A 20,065-nucleotide genomic window follows, 5' to 3' on the forward strand; every position below is an offset into this window, starting at 1 on the left:
TTATTGCGGCTTAAAATCTTCTAGATTTACAATTCCTGTTGCTAGCATTAGTGCAAATACTAATATTGAAATTACAACATATAATACAAAGAATAATCCAAAAAAGATAAGCGATCGAAGCATAAGGTTACCGGTTGTTAGCTTAAATATCCTTTTTAAAATAAAACAGTGATAGATAAACATTACTGGATAAATGAACATTGAAAACATAAAGTAGTGTTGCGGAACTACTAATAATATCAGTTGAGCCACAAAAACAGATATAATACTTAATAGTGACATTGAGTAAAAGTAGATAACTACATGTTCGGTAAAGTTGTACTTTTTATCCAAGAATACAACCCAAGAAATTAAAGCAAAAAACGGAATTAATAAAAAGTAAAATAAAGAATTGTATTCTAAAATGGAACGCGATGTTGAGCTCATTATTTCTTGCGAACCTTTTATTCCGTTCAATAAATTGGAGAAATCTAAATATTCTAGATAAAATTTCTTAATGATAAATAATGAAATGCCTGAGAATGTTAAGGAAAGTCCAAAAAAGCTTATTGGGTTAATGTATTTCTTTCTTACACCCAAAATAAAGCTAGAGATAACGACATCTGGCTTAGACACGAGATGAATAAAAGTCAATACAAGGGCGTTGTCATAATTCAAAAATGTTTCACTGATATACTCAAATAAGTTTTTGGCAGACAAACGGTTTCTAATCACTTTCCCACCACATCGGTTGCAATAACTATCTTTTTCAGATAAATCCGTATGGCAGTTTTTACAATTCACTAATTAAATATTTAAATAACCACTAATAAATAAGACGGCAAATACGACTATAATTATCACAAAATAAATGATAAAATATAAAAACATTACAACCAAAAATTTGGCAAATGTATTCCAGAAATCTTCCTTAAATATTTTCTTTAGTACGTAAGCTAAATATATAAATGTTGGTAAGCCAAGAATAGTAGATACAATGAGGTAGTTTATACCAGTGACTAAGAATAGAATACTAAAGAAAGCTGTTAATATGATAATTTGAGCTGAATAATATAGGTTAATTACGAGGTGTTCCGTAAAATTAAAGCGCTTATTTCCAAACATAAAATAAACCAACCAAGTTGCTAATGCCGAAACTGGAACTCCTAAAATGTAGATTAATCCTTGGTATTTGGTGAAAAAATCTGAATTAAAATCAGCCATTGGATGACGTTGATTTTCTGGTAGGTTTCCCAGACCATGTACAAAATCGGCATTAAAATTTAAGGCATCTTTAAAAAATGTGTTGATTAAAAACACTTGAATACCTGCTAATGTTAAGGCAATGGCAAAATACTGAAGGACATCGATATATTTTTTTCGTGTGCCGTCGATATACCCAACAATAACGGTTTCGGGTATTTTAAATAAATCTATAAATGTGAGCAAAAATTTATTATCTATAGAAATAAACTGTTCATTAATCTGTTGTGCAATTATCTTAGGTTTTAACCGGTTATAGATGACTTTAGCTCCACATTCATCACAGAATTTTTGGGTATCTCTTAGTGTGTTATGGCAGTTTTTGCAATTCACTAACCTAAATCTTCTTTAATTTTTTGCGTGAGTTCATCGGTGTTTTTAAACATTTCAAATTCTCCATTTTTAATATAAGAGATTTGACCCGTTTCTTCACTTACACAAAGTGCAACCGCGTCCGTTTTTTCAGTGATGCCAATAGCAGCTCTATGACGTAGCCCAAAACGCTCAGGAATATTTTTTTCGTTATTAACAGGAAGAATAACACGTGTCGCTTTTACAACATTATTGTCAATAATAATAGCTCCATCGTGTAATGGGCTATTTTTAAAAAAGATACTTTCAATTATGGGTTGAGACACTAAAATATTCATTTCGTCTCCTGTATTGGTTAAGAAGTCTAAGTTGTTGTTACGTTCAATGACAATCAATGCGCCTGTATTAGAAGCTCCCATTTTATTACAAGCGTTAATAATAGCATCGACATCTGTTGTGGTTTGATCATCGTTTTTAAGAAACTTAAAGTTTTTAAAAAGATTTCGTTTACCTCCAATATTAGTAGATCCTACCATTAAAAGGAACTTTCTAATTTCAGGTTGAAATACTACAATTAAAGCAATAATTCCAACTTTCATAAAACCATCAAAAATGCTGTAAAGCATATGCATATTGAGGTAATCCGTAAGTCGCCAAGCAAAATAAATGATAAGAATACCGATAAAAATATTGATGGCAACTGTGCCCTTTACAAGTTTGTAGATGTAATAGAGTAAGATGGCTACGAGGAAGACATCTACAAAGTCTATAAATCTAAAATCCCAAAGTTGTAAGTTTTCCAAAAGGCTGGTGTTTCTGCTAATTTAAGAATTTATGTTTAGTAGTGAAGAAAAAAATGTAATTGTTAGAGCGGTTTTGTTTGGTTATTAAAATTTCCTACACCCCTAAAGTCCACTCAGGGGAACAATCCAAGAAAGTTTAATTTGTCTATTGTCCCCTTGAGGGGACTTTAGGGGTGTCTTAGCAAAATGTTTAAAGTCTTAGTAAATGAATTCGTTAAAATCCATCGAAATTAAATCTGATGTTAAAGAATTTACTTTTCTTTTAATCGATATATAGTCTTGAAAAGATAAATTTTTATTGAAATAGAGCTGTAAATGAATTCCAATAAAATTTATTTCCGTCAACTTATCAAGCTCATTTTTTAGCTCATCGATAATTAAGTTTTGTTCACCTATTTTAAAGTGATTACCGTCTTTGAAGATTAATGGAATTGTTGAACTAGCATGAAATCCTCCAATTCTTTTTAAGTTTTCTTCGGTTGGCATATTGTATTTATGATATACTGTATCAATTTTGAATTTTTCTTTAAATACCACATCCGTAAACTCCAAAAAACCCAAATTCCCAATACTGGTGTCATGACATGTAAAATAATTTTTAGCATCTTCATTTTTATGCATTTCTGCATTGCGCTTTTTGTCTTGTAAGAATTTAATATGTGGAATGGCTTGCTGTAATGTTAATCGTTTATCGACATTCACTAACCAATTGGTGGTAATGATGAGGTTTTTACGGTTAAGCAATGTTGAGTCGGGTTGTGATTCATCATAAAAAATATAGGCAGGTGAGACGTCTAAGACTTCTGTGATGTCAGCATTTTCAATTTCAGGAAGCAGTATAGTGCGTTCGTTGTTGCAACTAAATAGGGATAGAATAATTAGTAAATAGATATAGCGCATTCTTTGTTGTAATTTAATATTCTGTTTCTTTATTTTATAAGACAGGCCTGCAAGGTCTTAGACTAACTCTGTAGCTGATTATAAAGCGTTACACATTCCACGGCTTCTTTAACGTCGTGTACCCGTAAAATTTTGGCACCTTTTTGTAAGGCAACCATATGTAATGCGGTTGTACCGTTGAGGGCATCTTTAGAGGTTAAGTTTAAGGTTTTGTATATCATGGATTTTCGAGATACTCCAGCTAAAATAGGTTGGTCGGTAAGTTGAAGTAATTCGAGTTGATTGAGTAATTCAAAATTCTGTTCAACGGTTTTTGCAAATCCAAAACCTGGATCAATAATAATATCATTAATTTTTTCTTGGTAAGCCGCAGCAATACGCTCAGCAAAATAAGCGATGATTTCTTTTGTTAAATCCTGGTAATCCGTGAGCTGCTGCATGGTTTTAGGGTTTCCTTTCATATGCATCATAATATAAGGTACACCCAATTTGCCAACAGTAGGTAGCATGTTTGTATCTAGTTTCCCAGCCGATATGTCGTTAATAAGTGCAGCACCTGCCTCAATGCTTTGTGCAGCAACATGGCTTCTAAATGTATCAATTGAAATTAATGCTTTAGGAAAATGTTTTAAGATTAATTTTACTATGGGTACCACACGTTGTAATTCTTCTTGTTCACTAACCTCGTCAGCATTTGGTCGGGAGCTGTAGCCACCAATATCAATAAAAGTAGCTCCTTGGTTTAGCATCGTTTCAACTTTTGTTAGTATCTCAGATTCATTTTTATATTGGCCACCATCAAAAAATGAATCTGGTGTAACATTCAGTATTCCCATCACTTTTGGTGTGGATAAATTGATTAAATGTCCTTTGCAATTTATATTCATATTTACTCTAAAAAAGGCGTTAAGAAAACTTTAAACGTCAAACTTTGAACTTCTAATTTATTTATGCGAAATTTACGGAAATTATAACATAATAGATGCAAGATACTTCAAAACAATACGATGCTGTTGTCGCTAAATGTAGAGCGCTTTTTGTAAATAAAATGAGTGATTATGGCAGTGCTTGGCGCATTTTAAGATTGCCATCTTTAACAGATCAAATTTTTATTAAAGCTCAGCGTATTAGAGGGCTACAACAAAATTCGGTTAGAAAAGTAGATGAAGGAGAAGTTAGTGAATTTATAGGGATTATAAATTATTGCATTATGGCTTTAATTCAGTTAGAAAAAGGTGTTGTAGATCAACCCGATTTAAACACTGACGAAGCGAGTGAATTGTATGATGATAAAATTGCGGTAACAAAACAATTAATGCTCGATAAAAATCATGATTATGGTGAGGCTTGGAGAGATATGCGCGTAAGTTCTCTAACCGATTTAATCTTACAAAAATTATTACGTGTAAAGCAGATTGAAGACAACGCTGGAAAAACCATTGTAAGTGAAGGTATAGATGCCAATTATCAGGATATGATTAATTATGCAATTTTTGCTATGATTCATCTAAATGAAGCAGATTGAGTTGTGATAAATATAATCCGCTCAGCGTAATCGACGGGATATTTAGATAAATAGAAAAACAAACTTAAAATAGAATCTTGCTTTCGCAGGAACGACAGTAAAAACATGAAATACATCGTACAACTTAGTAGAATTTTTACAGGAATATTATTTATCATTTCAGGATTTATAAAACTTAATGATCCTTTAGGGTTTTCATATAAGTTGGAAGAGTATTTTGGCGCAGATGTCTTAAATCTCGAATTTTTAATTCCATATGCCTTAGGGATTTCTGTTATTGTGGTGGTATTTGAAGTGGTGTTAGGTGTGTTTTTATTAATTGGTTATAAACCAAAATTCACGGTTTGGAGTTTGTTATTGATGATAGTGTTTTTCTCATTTTTAACTTTCTACTCGGCGTATTTCGATAAGGTTAAAGATTGTGGTTGTTTTGGTGACGCTTTAAAATTAACACCATGGGAAAGTTTTACAAAAGATATTGTCTTACTAGTATTGATACTTATCTTGTTTGCTGGTGTAAAACATATAAAACCTATTTTTTCTAAATTACCAACAACGGTTATTGCACTAGTTGCCTTTATCTCGTCACTTTGGTTTGGCTATCATGTATTAATGCACTTGCCATCAATAGATTTTAGAGCTTATGCAATTGGTAAAAACTTACCTGAAGAAATGGCTGTTCCTGAAGATGCTCAAAAACCTATTTTAGAATATACATGGACATTTAATGTTAATGGAGAAGAAGAAGAATTTGTTACCAACGGAAGTTACCCAAGTGTAGATGGAGACTATGTTGGAGTAGAAACTAAAACCATTGATGAAGGTTATGTTCCTGCTATTCAAGATTTTTCTATAGAATCGGATGAAGAAGATCTTACCACCTATTTTATGGAAAAGGAGAAACTGATAATGATAACAATGTACAATGTAATGAAAGGGGAAGCTGAAGGCATGCGTAAGCTTAAATCATTTTCTGATGAAGCCATAAAAAACGGTTATACTGTAATAGGTTTATCGTCTTCGGGTCCAGAGGATAAAGCACAGATAAAATCTGATTACAATTTAAATTTTGATATTTATTTATGCGACGAAAAAGTGGTAAAAACTATTGTTAGAGCCAATCCAGGAGTTATTGTGTTAAATAAAGGTACAGTGACACAAAAAGCCCATTGGAATGACCTTGAAGATATAACATTGTAATATAGTAACGCTAAGCCTACCGTGGCTTATTGTTACTCGATAAATCATAACAACTAACAGTTTTTGGTAAGATATTTACTTCATAAAGTCTTCTATGCATTTGTCACCTTGTTTGGTGTTATAACGGTTATTTTCTTTTTGTTTAATAAGCTCGGTGATCCGGCTAAAATGATGTTGGGGCAAAACCAATCCGAAGTACAAGTTTTGGCTGTAAAGAAAAAATACGGATTTGATAAACCCATCAGTACACAGTTTCTTTATTATCTTAACGATTTATCTCCGATTTCATTCCATTCTAAAACACCAACAAATTATACCTATTTAGCACCTAAGAAATATACCGCAACAACGCTGTTTAGTGTAGGAAATACATCGACTGTAATTAAAATGCCTTATTTACGAGAGTCTTTTGCAAAGCAAGGTAAAAAAGTGTCTCAGGTTATAGGAGAAACGCTTCCAAATACCTTTGTTTTGGCAATCTCTGCAATTATAATTGCTATACTACTCGGAGTCGTTTTTGGTATTATTTCAGCTTTATATAAGGATACTTGGATCGATAAAACAATTCAGGTTTTAAGTACGTTTGGCATGAGTGTACCATCGTTTTTTAGTGCTATTCTATTTGCTTGGTTATTTGGGTTTGTGTTACACAAATACACCAATTTAGAAATGACAGGTAGTTTATATGCACTCGATGATTTTGGAGAAAACATGCAAATACAATGGAAAAATCTTATTCTTCCAGCAATCGTTTTAGGAATTAGACCATTAGCGGTTGTGATTCAACTAATGCGTAATTCGTTGTTAGAAGTGTTAAATCAAGATTATATACGGACCGCTAGAGCAAAGGGCTTAAGTGAGTTTCAGGTTATTAAGAATCATGCTGTTAAAAATGCTTTAAACCCAGTAGTTACTGCAATTTCTGGTTGGTTTGCGTCTATGCTTGCTGGTGCCGTTTTTGTAGAATATATTTTTGGATGGAATGGTTTAGGTAAAGAAATTGTAAATGCACTAAACACCTTAGACTTGCCTGTAATAATGGGAGCTGTTTTGGTCATCGCCATGATATTTATTATAATAAATATTTTTGTAGATGTCATTTATGCATGGTTAGATCCTAGGGTGAAGTTATCGTAATGAAATACTGATAATTGTCAATTTACCTTTACCTTTATTGTGTTATTTTTGTGTACTAAAATTAAAAAATCAATATACTTATATTATGAGAAAACATATCGTAGCCGGAAACTGGAAAATGAATAACGATTTACCTCAAACGGAACTTTTAATAACAGAACTATTAAAGCAAAACAAAACATCGGATGCTGAGGTTATGATCGCACCTACGTTTACCAATTTATGGCAAGCGTTTGAATCGTTAAGACAAGAGTCTATTGAGGTTATTGCTCAAAATATGCACTTTGCTGAAAACGGAGCTTATACCGGAGAAATCAGTGCAAGTATGTTAAAAAGTATTGGTATTGAAACCGTAATTTTAGGTCATAGCGAACGTCGTGCGTATTTTAATGAAACAGACGAATCTTTGGCTAAAAAGGTTGATGCTGCTTTGGCTAATGATATGCGTATTATTTTTTGTTTTGGAGAAGAATTAGCAGATAGAAAGTCAGGAAACCATGAAGGTATTGTTGAAAGTCAGATTAAAAATGCATTATTTCATTTAGAGGCTGATGCTTTCAAAAATATCGTTTTAGCTTATGAGCCTGTTTGGGCTATCGGAACAGGTGAAACTGCTAGTCCTGAGCAAGCACAAGATATGCATGCCTTTATTAGAAAAACTTTAGCGGATAAATATGGTAATGATGTCGCAGAATCTGTATCAATTTTATACGGTGGAAGTGTAAAACCAAATAACGCTAAAGAAATTTTTGGAAAGCCAGATGTTGATGGTGGACTAATTGGAGGAGCAGCGCTTAAAGCAGAAGATTTTTATGCTATAGTTAATGCTTTCTAAGTAAAACATTAGTTGTTCAATATAAAAAAAGCTAACTTAACCGTTAGCTTTTTTTTTGCTTAAATACCTATTTCAACTTGAAATCTCAGATACCAATTGTTAACCGTATTAGCATCTACATAATTGAGTTCGGTGTTAGTAATTTCTGCTTGTAGTTTTAAGGAGTGTTCCCAAATATATTTTGTAAGTCCAAGACTGTATTGATTAGTTTGTGGCGTTAAGACTTCAATATCTTTATGTGGTTCTTGGTAAGAGTAACGACCCACAAGTTCATAATTACTTGGAAAAATATAACTTAATTGAGCATCAAATCCATGGCCAGCAAATACATATCTAGATTCTAAGGCATCTTCAGGGTTTATAGTAATAGGATCGTCAGCAGTGCGCTGCATATAAGCGGTTTGAAAAGCCCAACCGTTATATTTCATAATGGCATCTATAAATAACGCTTGTATATCGCGTTGTTCATATAAGTCATCACCAATAGTACCACGCGTTCTTCTTGCTTTGTTATTGATGTGGTATACACCAGATAGCATAAGTTTAAGTGTCTCTTCTCGTTTTATATCCCCTTCAAATAGTGTTCCATTACTTTCAAAAGCACCAAAAGGAAAGAGTTCTAAACGACCTGTAAAAGCCAATCCATTATCGGGTTCTTTGGTCCAATTTCGTCCTTCTCCGGTACTAATAGCGGTTTTTATATTGTAAGAAAACGTGTCTTCCAATTCATTTAAATAATAAACCTGTAGCCCAAAATCTCTGTCAATATTAAATCGGGAGTTGTTGATAGAGCGATCCGTAAGTTGTAAAGCGCCAGAAGAATTAATCCGCTGCCTATTTCCAGGGAGTTTTGTTTGTCCAAAGCCAATATTCCAATGTTCGTCTGGTCGGTAAAATACAATTGCATCTCTTATGATATTAAGGTTATCACCATCTTCAATGGCACCAACATCGTTTGGTGAAAACGATAATTGAATCACATAAATAATACTAGGATCACCGACATAACCATCAAAACGTAATCGTAAACGTCTAATCATGGCTTCATAACCATCTTCTTCATTTTCATTGTATAAAGAAGTAAATCGGTTTTGCATTCTAAAACGAATGTTGAGTTTAAAAATACTGTCGGGCGACGTTATGCCTAAACCTTTTCCATAACTGTAATATGGTAAAGCAGAAAGTTTTATGTCGTTAGTGTCTTGAGCGAAAGATAATTGTGATAAGATGGCGCAAACAACTGCAACAATATATTTTTTCATGTCATTTAAATTTGACACAAAAATAAGAGTAACTAAATTAAGGATTAGTAAATTTGCAAAAAAAATAGATGTCAGAAATATATATAGGTTACACGTTTAAAGTAAGTCCGTTGCAGCCGGCTGTTGAGATATTAATTGCTGAATTGGGTTATGCGGGATTTGAGAGTTTTGTTGAAAATGAAGAAGGTGTTATAGCTTATATTCAAAAAGAAGAATGGCATGAACGTATTCTCGATACTATTTATATTTTAAGTTCAGATGAATTTGAAATTTCATATACGTTTGAAGAGATTGAGCAAACCAACTGGAATGAAGAATGGGAGAAAAATTTTAATCCTATTGTCGTGGATGATTTAGTTTCAGTACGTGCCCCATTTCATGAAAAACCAGACGCAAAGTTCGATATTATTATTGAGCCGAAAATGAGTTTTGGAACAGGGCATCATGAAACAACACATATGATGATTCAGCATATTTTACAAAACGATTTTACGAACAAAACAGTTTTAGATATGGGCTGCGGTACAGGTGTTCTAGCAATATTAGCCGAAAAAGTAGGAGCGTCTAAACTCGATGCAATTGATATTGATAATTGGTGTTACTTAAATAGTTTAGAAAATGTTGAGCGAAATAATTGTAATCATATTTCGGTGTACGAGGGAGATGTAAAGTTGTTAGAAGGTAAAACTTACGATAGTATAATTGCTAATATTAATAGAAATATATTATTAGCAGATATACCTCAATATGCTAAAAGTTTAAATACAAACGGTTCCTTATTTTTAAGCGGTTTTTATGAACAAGATATACCTATGATTAGTGAAGCTTGTAATAAACAGATGTTAAAATTGGATGAAACTATCCAAAAAGGGCAGTGGGTTTCATTAAAATTTATAAATTAGTAGTAATTAAAAGAGAGTCTGTGAGACTAAGCGTATAAGAATTGCTTAAAAAGATATCCACTATGACGAAAGAAAAATATTCTGAAGAACTACTTTTAAAGGAAGAAGAAGTAAAACAAAATGAGATTGTATTGTTTAATGATGAAGTCAATACGTTTGATCATGTTATCGATACTCTTATCTATGCTTGCGACCATGTGCCTGAACAAGCAGAGCAATGTGCTTTGTTAGTACATTATAAAGGAAAATGCACGGTGAAGACTGGGCCTTATGAAGATTTAGAGCCTCGTTGCTCTAAGCTTTTACAGGCAGGACTTAGTGCAGAAATCGTTTAATAAAAAAAATCCCACTTATGGTGGGATTTTTTATTGTTTTAAATAGATTTATTTTAAGACGATAAATGATCATCTGTTTTGGACATTCTCCCAACGGCACAACTCACAAATGACTTGGCTTTTTTCGGTAATGAATTAGCATCCCCTTCAACAGGATAACCTAAATGTGATAATTTATTTTTTACAGTAGTTATGTCAGTTTCAGATGCAGTTGTAAAAGACACTTCATCCGTATCATTATTGACACTCACTTCAGAAATGCCATCTAACTTGGATAATTGGGTTACAATAGTATTAGCACAACCTCCACATTTTAAATTTTGTATTTTAACAGTGTTTCTCATGGTGTTTTAATTTTATAAGGTTGAAGGACAAACAAAATCTGTTGTCTCAATATCGGTATGTTTTATGGCTGCAAATCCACCGTCAACGTCTATCAGGTTATGAAAACCTCTCGCTTTTAATATAGAAGCAGCAATTACAGAGCGGTATCCACCTGCACAATGCACATAATAAGTTTTATCCTTACTTACTTCGTTCATTTTTTCATTGATAAGGTCTAGCGATAGATGTTGCGCATCTACAATATGTGAGGATACGTATTCTCCATCCTTTCTAACATCCAAAATATTAAGCGTCTCTGTTTTTGCTCGTTTAGCAAATTCATCTACCGTTACCGATTCTAAAGTTTCGATATCTTTTCCTTCAGCTTTCCAGGCCTCTATACCTCCTTCAAGATAGCCTAGCGTATTATCATAACCCACACGAGAGAGTCTCGTAACAGCTTCTTCAGATTTACCTTCAGGAACCACCAAAACAATGGGTTGTTTAATGTCTTTAATTAAAGCACCAACCCATGGAGCAAAGCCACCATTCAAACCAATAAATATAGAATTTGGAATATGTCCTTTTATAAAATCAGCTTGGGTTCTGACATCTAAGACTAACGCGGATTCATGGTTAGCTAAAGCTTCAAATTCATTTGGGTTAAGTGGCACATTTCCTGTTTTTAAAACGGTTTCAAACGTGTCATACCCCATTTTGTTCATCATGGCATTTTTAGCAAAATATTGTGGTGGTGGTGCAATACCATCTAAAACTTCTTTTATAAATTCGGCTTTAGTCATATCTGCACGTAGCGCGTAATTTGTTTGTTTTTGCTCACCTAAAATACCTACGGTTTCTTTGCTTAAATTTTTTCCACATGCCGAACCAGCACCATGAGCAGGATATACAATAACATCATCAGCTAGTGGCATAATTTTATTTCGAAGCGAATCGAATAACAGGCCTGCTAAATCTTCTTTCGTTAAATCAGATTTAATCGCTAAATCTGGTCTCCCTACGTCACCTAAAAACAACGTATCACCAGAAAAAATAGCATGATCTTTTCCGTTTTCGTCTTTTAATAAATATGTTGCGGACTCTAAGGTGTGTCCTGGTGTGTGTAAAACTTTTATCGTTAGCTTTCCAACGTTCAGTTCTTCGCCGTCATTAGCTGTGTGAATATCATATTCTGTAATTGCACCTGGGCCAAATACAATTGTTGCACCCGTTTCTTTAGCTAAATCTACGTGGCCAGAAACAAAGTCGGCATGAAAATGAGTTTCTAAAATATATTTAATGTTGGCATTATTAGCCTTGGCTTTATCAACGTATTGCTGAATTTCTCTTAGTGGATCAATTATTGCGACTTCACCTTCAGATTCAATATAATATGCGCCTTGTGCTAAACAGCCTGTATAGAGTTGTTCTATTTTCATTCTTAAATTATTTGAAATACAAATTTACGAAACTTCGTTTTTTGAAATGTGATAATTATCACAAAGTGTGTTAAAACAGTTCTTTGAACATGATATAAATAGCCATGACGATGGTAAAATAGCCAAATCCGCGTTTTAATTTTTTAGGACTAATTTTCTTAGACAATGCTAGCCCAATAAAAATGCCAACAATTGATATTACGGTAAATGTTACAAGAAAAGTCCAATCGATATTAGTGGTTTTATTTATATCTCCTAAAAATCCAATTAACGATTGAATGGCTATTATAAATAATGATGTGCTGATGGCTTTTTTTATTGGCAGTTTAACTAATAATACCAACGCAGGTACAATGAGAAATCCTCCGCCAGCACCTACTAAACCAGCTAAAGCTCCAATACCTATGGCTTGTGTACCAATGGCAAAATAATGGGTGTTATCAAAGTTGTTAATGGTATCGTCGCTATTAATGACTTTAGATTTAATCATAGACCAACCTGCCAAAAGCATGATTACGGCAAAAAGTAACATGATAAAAAGTGAATTTGTCAGTGAAAAATCACCGATAGAAAATAACACTTCAGGCAAATTAGGAATCACTATACGACGTACTAAAAATACTGTGAGAATGGAAGGAATGGCAAATATGAGCGCTGTTTTAAAATCTATGGTATTTTTTTTAATGTTACGTAACGTGCCAATTAAAGCCGTGCTTCCTACAATAAATAAGGAATAACCAGTAGCAACGATTGGACTAAAACCTAAGAAATAGACCAAAATAGGAACGGTTAAAATAGAGCCACCACCTCCAATTAAGCCTAAAACAAGACCAACAATTAAAGCACCAACGTATCCAATAATTTCTATAAATTCCATTTTAATGTGGTAATTTATCTTTTAATAATCCGTAAACGTAGGTACCTAACAAGGCAGCAGCAATGACAATTAATATGGACCAAACTCCGGTTCCAATTAAGATATACATGGGACCAGGGCAAGCTCCACAGAGTGCCCAACCCAAGCCAAAAATACTTCCACCAATTATATAGCGCGTAAAACCACGATCTTTTAATGGAACTCTTAATGAAGTCCCTTCGGTAGTTTTGATTCTTCGTTTTTCAGATAGCTTAAGTAATATAATTCCTGTTATAACTGCTGTGCCAATAATACCATACATATGAAAGGATTGAAATTTAAACATCTCATAAATGCGATACCAAGAGACGGCTTCGGATTTTACTAAAACAATTCCGAAGAAAATGCCAACCATAAAAAACTTTATATACTTACTCATAATTAAAATAGTATTGGAAAAATAAGATGAATCATAATAAGCCCTCCGAGGAAAAATCCAACAACAGCAATTAATGATGGTAATTGTAAACTACTCAATCCTGTTATGGCATGCCCAGAAGTACAACCGCCTGCATAGCGAGTGCCAAACCCAACGAGAAAACCTCCACTAATTAAAATTACTAATCCTTTAAAGCTAAAAACAGCATCCCAACTAAATAATTCTGGTGGTAATAAATGTTGTCCTGCATCTGTAAAGCCTAATGCTTTTAAGTCTGTAACTGTAGCATCGCTAAGCGCAATGTCAATGGGATTAGATAATAGGAAGTGGGCAATAAAACCACCGACGATGGCTCCGAGAACTACGATGAGGTTCCATTTATGGCTTTTCCAATCATAATTGAAAAAAGCAACGCGTTTACCAGCACCTCCCATAGCGCACATGGTTCTAAGGTTTGAGGACATTCCGAAGGTTCTTCCAAAATAAAGCAGTAGAAACATCACAATTGCAATGCATGGACCAGAGATATACCACGGCCACGGTTGTAAGATATATTCCATAATTTTCATTTGATACAAAAATAGAGTTATGTGATTAAGACTTTAGGTTAAAAGTTGCTAAAATTCTAATACCAGAATTTTATTTCTGCCGAGTTCAATTTTTTTCTCACGTTCTAATTGTTTTAATAAACGTGAAATAACCACACGAGAGGTGTTTAAGTCTTCTGCAATTTCCTGATGTGTAATTTCTAAATTAGTAGACGCAGAAAGTTTTACATGATCTGTTAAATACTTAAATAAACGTTCGTCCATTTTCATGAAAGCCAGTGTGTCAATAGTTTCTAACATTTCGTCAAAACGTATTTGGTAGCTTTGTAAGATGAAAGTTCGCCAACTGTCATTAGTATCAAACCACAGTTTCATATATGCTATCGGAATCATAATCACAGTGGCATCTTCATCCGCAACAGCACGTATTTTACTTACAGATTTTACCATACAGCATGTTAAAGACATGGCACAAGTATCACCAGACTCTAAAACATAAAGTAGAAGTTCATCACCATCATTGTCTTCTCTTAAAACTTTAATATTTCCTTTAATTAAAAGTGGAATAAAATTAAGGTCTTGACCAATATCTATAATGATATCTGCTTTTTGAAAAGTTTTTAGAAACGCCACATCAGCGATTTTTTCGATTATTTCGGAATCGAATAAGTATTGAAATGGCTCTAAGAGTTCTTTAGAAATCATAGCTCAAAAATACTAATTTAAAAATTTGAAATAAATTATTTGGCTATGATTTAATAAATGTATTATATTTGCACCCACTTAAAAAGGCCTCGTGGCGCAACTGAATAGCGCACTTGATTACGGCTCAAGAGGTTACAGGTTTGAATCCTGTCGAGGTCACAGAGCAAAAAGCCCATTTCTTTACTGAAATGGGCTTTTTTTTATTTATAAAAGTTAAAATTTCAGTTCAATAATTAGCATTTTCAGTGTAGAAATGTTGTTTTTAGGTTGTTTTTCAATAATATAAATTTTAATGACGACTAATGCTGGCGTCTTGTATCAATAATATATAATGATATTAAAATTTGAGTGTGATATTGGAAAATAGTCAAGGTAATTAGACGATAAGAAAGCGCTAAGGAATCTTATGTCTGCAGTAGATTCTAGCGTGCATAATCTAAAAAATCAAAAGCTAGCCAAGCGCTTGCTTAGTAACATAAGCACGCCAGCCAATTATAGCCAGTTGCAATTTAGACGCTTTACTAAGGTCTAATTGTTTTTTGGAGTAAGAAGGAAGTATGGCTTTGTTTAGTTTAGCCAAAAGCTTAAAGATTTTGTTTTTCATTGTATAGTGAATAATAAATCTTTAACAAAAATAGTAAAACTTATTCTAGAACTAAGTTCTACATGGTTTGGTTGGTGGGTTGTAATTAGATTATTGCTAAAATAAGTTCAATAATTAATTTTGCTAATGTCATCATAATGTTTTGGTTTTAAAGGTTAGTTAAATACTTCGTTTGTTTGATTGAGTTTTCAATATATAACCTTGAGCAAGTGTCTTCCAAATGATTTTGAATAAATCCGCGAATTTGCATTCTAATTTATAACTAAAAGAATAGTTTGTGTTTCGTTATTTTGTGACTTGTCTATAGTTTTGTTTTTATTTGTAATATAAATATTAAGTTATACTTCCATATTAGTAGGTTTGTAGGGGTTTTTGTAACCTGTTTTGTAAATCGTAGAGCAGTTTTATCCTTAGAATATCATTTTTTGCGATTTTCATCTTTTTGAAGTTGGAGTCTTATGATATATTTCATGTTTTAATTTGACAAATTTTTGTATTTAATTATAACATAACAACGGTGTTTAATTTTAAAACTATCTTTACACAAAAAATAATATGATGAAGAACATTACTATAGTAGTATTACTTTTAATTACAGGCTTGAGTTGGTCTCAAGTTTTAGTGATTAACGAATTAGATGCAGATACTCCTAGTATAGATACACATGAATTTATTGAGATAAAATCTGAAACGCCAAACTTTTCTACTGATGGTTACATCTTGGTATTCTTTAATGGATCGAGTAGTGGTGGTGATCGGAGTTACTTTGCTTATGATTTAAATGGTTTAACTACTGATATTAACGGTTTATTAGTGGTAGGAAGTGTAAATGTGAGCCCTTTTCCGCAATCTATAATGTCAGAAAATGTAATACAAAATGGTCCAGATGCGGTAGGGATTTATCAGGCATCGGTAGAAGATTTTCCAGAAGATACCTTAGCAACGGAAACCAATTTAATAGATGCTATGGTTTATGGAACAAATGATTCTGATGCTACAGGATTATTAACTAAACTAGGAGAAACCACTCAGTATAATGATAATGGAACCAATGCTAATCCTAAATCTATTCAGCGTTTTGTTGATGATATGGGTGTCGTTACGTTTACTGCAGCCACACCAACACCAAGAAGAGAAAATGATGGTGGTGGTATGGTAATCAATCCGATTGCTATTTCTGTAAATAATACACAACTTAACGAAGGGGATACTTTCGAAATAGTATTTACCGCAGAATTTAACGTAACATCAGATTTAAACTTTAATATTAGTTTAGATAATGATGGTTTTAATACTTCAGATTTTACAGGGAATACCAATATAACCATCTCTTCTGGTGAAAATACAGCTTCAACTTTAATTACAACAGTTGATGACAGTTTAGATGAAGGTGATGAGGTTATACTTATTCGATTTTTAGATTTAGAAGAACCAATTGTAGCATCAAATGGAGCTATTGATATTAGAGTGGTAGATAATGATTTTACTATGGCTGCTTGGGGAACGCCTTTAGAACCGACCTATGGTATTGTAGAAAGTACGCAACCTAATGGTTATTACAATAGTTTAGATGGCTTGGCTGATGAAACATTAAGACAAGCTTTGCAAAATATAATTGCAGACCCTACAATCGTTAGAGCACAGACTTACGCTGATGTAATCGATATTTTAAAGGAAGCAGACCAGAACCCAGAAAATAGTAATGAGGTGTGGTTAGTTTATTTAGAAGAAGGTAGACCTAAATTAGATTATCAAACGAGTTCAGTAAATACAGGGAAGTGGAATAGGGAACATACATTTCCGAGATCGCGTGGAGGTTTTTATAGTATAGAAGAAGATGAAATTGCAGATGGAGTTGATATTTATTGGACAACAAAAGCAGATTCATTACGCCATGGTAATAGTGATGCACATGCGTTAAGGGCTGCAGATGGACCAGAAAATAGTACGCGTAATAACCAATTTTACGGTGAATATAATGGTCCCAGCGGAACAGCCGGTAAATTTAAAGGTGATGTGGCAAGAAGCGTATTTTATATGGCGGTACGCTATAACGGTTTGGAGATTGTTAATGGATTCCCTGAAGGTAATGTTGGAGAATTCGGTGACTTAGCGACCTTGTTATATTGGCATAGAAATGATCCGCCAGATGATTTTGAGATGAATAGAAATAATGTGGTTTACAATTGGCAATTTAATAGAAATCCATTTATAGATCAACCAGATATGATTGAATATATTTGGGGTGATATGATAGGTGAGACATGGAATCAACCTCTAAATATTACTGATAACACAGCGTTGAAGGTTGTTTTGTATCCTAATCCTAGCACAGGACGTGTTTACTTGTCGGGATTAAATGCTGAAGCAGATGTGGACGTTTATTCTATAGATGGTAAACTTTTAGCACAATACCGGTCTGTTCAAGATTATATAAATTTAGATGTTACTTCAGGACTATATCTTTTAAAATTAACGAGCAATAACCGTTCTGTGATTAAGAAAGTTCTTGTAGATTAATCTAAGACTTATTAAATAAAAAAGCCAAACTAAATGATTTTAGTTTGGCTTTTTATTTTTGTTCAGGTTATACTAAGGTTGTTTTGTTCTTGTAATTAATTTGCCTTCAGATATACCATATTCTATATTTTGAATACCATCATTATCTTTCCATGTTGCACTTGTTTTGCTACCTTCTTTATTCTCAAGACTAATTTTAATACTTGTTATTTCTCCAGCTTTATTTCGTTTTAATTTTGAATATTTAACGGTAATTCCTATTTTTTCGAGATTCACTTTATGGTCCTCTAAAACAGTATCTGGTGTGTATTTTGAAATATAAGCAATAGTTGCATTTTTTGAAGGATCCTCATCATCTATAAAAGTGACACTCGATACTTCTGTTCTGCCAATTTTCCATGGATTGTCTTTTTTTGTGACAGCCACACTTTCTTTTGTTATTAATTCAATGACGCCATTTTTACCTTTTTCTCCATACTTTGATAGAGCGTCATCACCTTTTATAACAGTCATACTTTCAATAATTTCAGCAGAAATAGATTTTAAAAAGTTCGACGAAACTTCTTTTCCGTTAACTATCACTAAGGGTTTTGGGTTTAGATTACCAGAATTAGTAATAATCTTATAGTTAGTTGCTGGTTGGTGAATGGAGAATTCTTCGTTTGAATCATTAACCTTTAAAGTTTTACCTCCTTCATAATATAAATCAGACTTTTCTTTAGATAAGCGTTTAACTTCGGATGAATCTATTGACATGTAAATAGAGTCTTGTATATGGGTAGAAGGTCGTACTATCTTATAGTATAAAGTATCATTTGAGGTCTTGTTTGAGGACGGTTCCTTGAGGTCATAGACCATGATAGTTTCTTCAATTTGCACGGCTTCTTGCAAAGTGTTTATACTAATCTCTTCATTTGTCATTTCAAAAAAGAAAGGTCGTATACCATCTTTATCTTTTGCTTTATGATTCGCAATGCTATTCTTAGATTTAAATTGAATATTTAAATCGCTAATTTTATGTTCATGATTACGTTTGATGCGTTTAATTTTCATTGAAACACCATACGGCTTTAAAAGTGTTTCGAACTGTGATAAACGCTGGTCATTCATTTGGTTTGTGAACTTTAATTTTAAGCGCTCTGATATAATAGAATCCTTAGGTGTCTCTTGTTCATCAATTACCTCATAATTATCGTCATTATGAATACCTTTCTTTTCGAAGACATTAGTCATACCCTCTAGGTTTACATCTGAAGTGTTTTTGGTAACTACAGGTTCAAGGATATTGCTATTTGATTTGGTCGTTAGGTTATGTTCAATATAAACCTCTTTAGTATTCATACTCATTAATAAACCAGCTAAAAGCGGAAGAATTAACAGATACTTGAATTGATTTTTTTTATTTGATCGCGATTTGTTTAACATAAGAATTCGTTTTTTAATTGATGAGTTATAAAAATTATTGGATAATAAAGTGCTGTGATTTGCAACACTGGTTTTTAATAATAAATGTTGATAGTCCTTTTTAGTCTGAGGACTGTTTTGGCAATTAAGATCAGCTATGTATTCGAGATTCTGCCGTACCTCTTTTCTGTAGTACCATATTAACGGGTTGAACCAAAAAATAACGCAGGCTAATTGTGTTAGTAGAATATCTATAGAATGCCATTGGTTAACGTGAACTTTCTCATGAGCTATTATAAGTTGAAGCTCTTCCGCTTTATAAGCATCAGGATTATAAACAATCCATTTAAAAAATGAAAATGGTGAGATTTTATTGTTTACAATAACATACGTGTACTGTTGATCTTTCCGCTTTGGGTTTTTAAGCAGAAGTAAAATTAACGAACTAAATTGTAATATAAATTTAATGACAAATACCGTCAATCCAATACCGTAAACTATTGGGATAAGGCTTAGCCAATTAAACGTAGCAGCAGGTTCTGTTACCACTAAATTAGATGGTGCAGCAGATATAAATGTTGTAGTTGGAGTTACAATAGGTGGTATAGGTACATAAATAGGAATTACAATTAGTGGAAGTATCAATGCAAGTAGTAATCCAGTTAAGAGAAACCATCTATTGTGCTCAAAGAATGTTTCCTTCTTCAGAAAAATGTGAAAAAAGAAATACATCAAGACAATTACAGTTGATGCTTTTAATAGATATTCCATAA

21 protein-coding genes and 1 tRNA gene are annotated in these 20,065 nt (G+C 33.0%); 8 read left to right on the top strand and 14 right to left on the bottom strand.

The window, feature by feature from the left end; all coding sequences use genetic code 11:
• The 5 genes from C8N41_RS06810 to folP form a co-directional block, all read right to left on the bottom strand.
• On the bottom strand, positions 1-783 hold the full coding sequence (locus C8N41_RS06810) for a DUF3667 domain-containing protein (protein WP_092444496.1): 783 nt from the start codon (positions 781-783) through the stop codon (positions 1-3).
• A gap of 3 nt (positions 784-786) precedes the next feature.
• Complete coding sequence (locus C8N41_RS06815; protein ID WP_115838669.1) at positions 787-1,575, bottom strand: DUF3667 domain-containing protein; 789 nt, start codon at positions 1,573-1,575, stop codon at positions 787-789.
• Positions 1,575-2,357: a diadenylate cyclase CdaA gene (gene cdaA / locus C8N41_RS06820; protein WP_092444492.1), complete on the bottom strand. Its 783-nt coding sequence runs from the start codon at positions 2,355-2,357 to the stop codon at positions 1,575-1,577. The genes C8N41_RS06815 and cdaA overlap by 1 nt, the downstream gene beginning before the upstream one ends.
• 198 nt (positions 2,358-2,555) lie before the next feature.
• A complete protein-coding gene (locus C8N41_RS06825; protein WP_115838670.1) occupies positions 2,556-3,257 on the bottom strand; it encodes a hypothetical protein in 702 nt (233 codons plus the stop codon).
• Positions 3,258-3,319: 62 nt separating this feature from the next.
• On the bottom strand, positions 3,320-4,144 hold the full coding sequence (gene folP, locus C8N41_RS06830; RefSeq protein WP_115838671.1) for a dihydropteroate synthase: 825 nt from the start codon (positions 4,142-4,144) through the stop codon (positions 3,320-3,322).
• Between the two features lie 95 nt (positions 4,145-4,239).
• On the opposite strand from folP, the gene C8N41_RS06835 reads away from it, so the two are divergent.
• The 4 genes from C8N41_RS06835 to tpiA all read left to right on the top strand — a co-directional run bounded on the left by C8N41_RS06835 (position 4,240) and on the right by tpiA (position 7,954).
• Positions 4,240-4,782: a DUF1599 domain-containing protein gene (locus C8N41_RS06835; protein WP_092444486.1), complete on the top strand. Its 543-nt coding sequence runs from the start codon at positions 4,240-4,242 to the stop codon at positions 4,780-4,782.
• A gap of 105 nt (positions 4,783-4,887) precedes the next feature.
• Positions 4,888-5,982 carry a BT_3928 family protein gene (locus tag C8N41_RS06840; RefSeq protein WP_092444484.1) on the top strand — a complete coding sequence of 365 codons (1,095 nt, stop codon included), beginning with the start codon at positions 4,888-4,890 and terminating at the stop codon, positions 5,980-5,982.
• Positions 5,983-6,045: 63 nt separating this feature from the next.
• Positions 6,046-7,119, top strand: a complete 1,074-nt coding sequence (locus tag C8N41_RS06845; RefSeq protein ID WP_115838672.1) for an ABC transporter permease — start codon at positions 6,046-6,048, stop codon at positions 7,117-7,119.
• Positions 7,120-7,204: 85 nt separating this feature from the next.
• Positions 7,205-7,954 carry a triose-phosphate isomerase gene (tpiA, locus tag C8N41_RS06850; protein ID WP_115838673.1) on the top strand — a complete coding sequence of 250 codons (750 nt, stop codon included), beginning with the start codon at positions 7,205-7,207 and terminating at the stop codon, positions 7,952-7,954.
• 59 nt (positions 7,955-8,013) lie between these two features.
• On the opposite strand, the gene C8N41_RS06855 is transcribed toward tpiA, so the two are convergent.
• Entirely contained in the window at positions 8,014-9,216 is a 1,203-nt protein-coding gene (locus tag C8N41_RS06855) for a porin (RefSeq protein WP_115838674.1), read from the bottom strand.
• A gap of 68 nt (positions 9,217-9,284) precedes the next feature.
• On the opposite strand from C8N41_RS06855, the gene prmA reads away from it, so the two are divergent.
• Together prmA and C8N41_RS06865 are read left to right on the top strand one after the other, a co-directional pair.
• Positions 9,285-10,118, top strand: coding sequence for a 50S ribosomal protein L11 methyltransferase (prmA, locus tag C8N41_RS06860; protein WP_115838675.1), 834 nt, complete (start codon positions 9,285-9,287; stop codon positions 10,116-10,118).
• A 62-nt stretch (positions 10,119-10,180) separates the two neighbouring features.
• Positions 10,181-10,453, top strand: coding sequence for an ATP-dependent Clp protease adaptor ClpS (locus tag C8N41_RS06865; protein WP_092444475.1), 273 nt, complete (start codon positions 10,181-10,183; stop codon positions 10,451-10,453).
• A 53-nt stretch (positions 10,454-10,506) separates the two neighbouring features.
• On the opposite strand, the gene C8N41_RS06870 is transcribed toward C8N41_RS06865, so the two are convergent.
• The 6 genes from C8N41_RS06870 to C8N41_RS06895 all read right to left on the bottom strand — a co-directional run bounded on the left by C8N41_RS06870 (position 10,507) and on the right by C8N41_RS06895 (position 14,764).
• Complete coding sequence (locus C8N41_RS06870) at positions 10,507-10,797, bottom strand: heavy-metal-associated domain-containing protein (protein WP_115838676.1); 291 nt, start codon at positions 10,795-10,797, stop codon at positions 10,507-10,509.
• Positions 10,798-10,809: 12 nt separating this feature from the next.
• Positions 10,810-12,216, bottom strand: coding sequence for an MBL fold metallo-hydrolase (locus C8N41_RS06875; protein ID WP_115838677.1), 1,407 nt, complete (start codon positions 12,214-12,216; stop codon positions 10,810-10,812).
• Positions 12,217-12,286: 70 nt separating this feature from the next.
• Positions 12,287-13,093, bottom strand: coding sequence for a sulfite exporter TauE/SafE family protein (locus C8N41_RS06880; protein ID WP_092444470.1), 807 nt, complete (start codon positions 13,091-13,093; stop codon positions 12,287-12,289).
• A gap of 1 nt (position 13,094) precedes the next feature.
• Complete coding sequence (locus C8N41_RS06885) at positions 13,095-13,511, bottom strand: DUF6691 family protein (RefSeq protein WP_092444469.1); 417 nt, start codon at positions 13,509-13,511, stop codon at positions 13,095-13,097.
• 2 nt (positions 13,512-13,513) lie between these two features.
• Entirely contained in the window at positions 13,514-14,071 is a 558-nt protein-coding gene (locus tag C8N41_RS06890) for a YeeE/YedE family protein (RefSeq protein WP_115838814.1), read from the bottom strand.
• 57 nt (positions 14,072-14,128) lie between these two features.
• On the bottom strand, positions 14,129-14,764 hold the full coding sequence (locus tag C8N41_RS06895) for a Crp/Fnr family transcriptional regulator (protein WP_092444465.1): 636 nt from the start codon (positions 14,762-14,764) through the stop codon (positions 14,129-14,131).
• 85 nt (positions 14,765-14,849) lie between these two features.
• On the opposite strand from C8N41_RS06895, the gene C8N41_RS06900 reads away from it, so the two are divergent.
• Positions 14,850-14,923, top strand: a tRNA-Arg gene (locus tag C8N41_RS06900).
• Between the two features lie 292 nt (positions 14,924-15,215).
• On the opposite strand, the gene C8N41_RS06905 is transcribed toward C8N41_RS06900, so the two are convergent.
• Complete coding sequence (locus C8N41_RS06905; RefSeq protein ID WP_092444463.1) at positions 15,216-15,368, bottom strand: SsrA-binding protein; 153 nt, start codon at positions 15,366-15,368, stop codon at positions 15,216-15,218.
• Between the two features lie 555 nt (positions 15,369-15,923).
• Between C8N41_RS06905 and C8N41_RS06910 the strand changes: the two genes are divergently transcribed.
• On the top strand, positions 15,924-17,888 hold the full coding sequence (locus C8N41_RS06910) for an endonuclease (RefSeq protein WP_317124568.1): 1,965 nt from the start codon (positions 15,924-15,926) through the stop codon (positions 17,886-17,888).
• 72 nt (positions 17,889-17,960) lie between these two features.
• Here the strand turns inward: C8N41_RS06910 and C8N41_RS06915 are convergent, their stop codons facing one another.
• Complete coding sequence (locus tag C8N41_RS06915) at positions 17,961-20,063, bottom strand: M56 family metallopeptidase (protein ID WP_115838679.1); 2,103 nt, start codon at positions 20,061-20,063, stop codon at positions 17,961-17,963.
• Positions 20,064-20,065: the final 2 nt, after the last annotated feature.

This window comes from Winogradskyella sediminis (genome assembly GCF_003387355.1).
GTDB classification, from domain to species: Bacteria; Bacteroidota; Bacteroidia; order Flavobacteriales; family Flavobacteriaceae; genus Winogradskyella; species Winogradskyella sediminis.

Excerpts from the sequence above, each read along its gene's own strand:
- C8N41_RS06865 (WP_092444475.1), top strand. The coding sequence starts at position 10,181 with ATGACGAAAGAAAAATATTCTGAAGAACTACTTTTAAAGGAAGAAGAA.
- C8N41_RS06840 (WP_092444484.1), top strand. The coding sequence starts at position 4,888 with ATGAAATACATCGTACAACTTAGTAGAATTTTTACAGGAATATTATTT.
- C8N41_RS06910 (WP_317124568.1), top strand. The coding sequence starts at position 15,924 with ATGATGAAGAACATTACTATAGTAGTATTACTTTTAATTACAGGCTTG.
- tpiA (WP_115838673.1), top strand. The coding sequence starts at position 7,205 with ATGAGAAAACATATCGTAGCCGGAAACTGGAAAATGAATAACGATTTA.
- C8N41_RS06855 (WP_115838674.1), bottom strand. The coding sequence starts at position 9,216 with ATGAAAAAATATATTGTTGCAGTTGTTTGCGCCATCTTATCACAATTA.
- C8N41_RS06880 (WP_092444470.1), bottom strand. The coding sequence starts at position 13,093 with ATGGAATTTATAGAAATTATTGGATACGTTGGTGCTTTAATTGTTGGT.
- C8N41_RS06915 (WP_115838679.1), bottom strand. The coding sequence starts at position 20,063 with ATGGAATATCTATTAAAAGCATCAACTGTAATTGTCTTGATGTATTTC.
- C8N41_RS06875 (WP_115838677.1), bottom strand. The coding sequence starts at position 12,216 with ATGAAAATAGAACAACTCTATACAGGCTGTTTAGCACAAGGCGCATAT.
- folP (WP_115838671.1), bottom strand. The coding sequence starts at position 4,144 with ATGAATATAAATTGCAAAGGACATTTAATCAATTTATCCACACCAAAA.
- C8N41_RS06890 (WP_115838814.1), bottom strand. The coding sequence starts at position 14,071 with ATGGAATATATCTTACAACCGTGGCCGTGGTATATCTCTGGTCCATGC.
- C8N41_RS06895 (WP_092444465.1), bottom strand. The coding sequence starts at position 14,764 with ATGATTTCTAAAGAACTCTTAGAGCCATTTCAATACTTATTCGATTCC.
- C8N41_RS06825 (WP_115838670.1), bottom strand. The coding sequence starts at position 3,257 with ATGCGCTATATCTATTTACTAATTATTCTATCCCTATTTAGTTGCAAC.
- C8N41_RS06885 (WP_092444469.1), bottom strand. The coding sequence starts at position 13,511 with ATGAGTAAGTATATAAAGTTTTTTATGGTTGGCATTTTCTTCGGAATT.
- C8N41_RS06905 (WP_092444463.1), bottom strand. The coding sequence starts at position 15,368 with ATGAAAAACAAAATCTTTAAGCTTTTGGCTAAACTAAACAAAGCCATA.
- C8N41_RS06870 (WP_115838676.1), bottom strand. The coding sequence starts at position 10,797 with ATGAGAAACACTGTTAAAATACAAAATTTAAAATGTGGAGGTTGTGCT.
- prmA (WP_115838675.1), top strand. The coding sequence starts at position 9,285 with ATGTCAGAAATATATATAGGTTACACGTTTAAAGTAAGTCCGTTGCAG.
- C8N41_RS06835 (WP_092444486.1), top strand. The coding sequence starts at position 4,240 with ATGCAAGATACTTCAAAACAATACGATGCTGTTGTCGCTAAATGTAGA.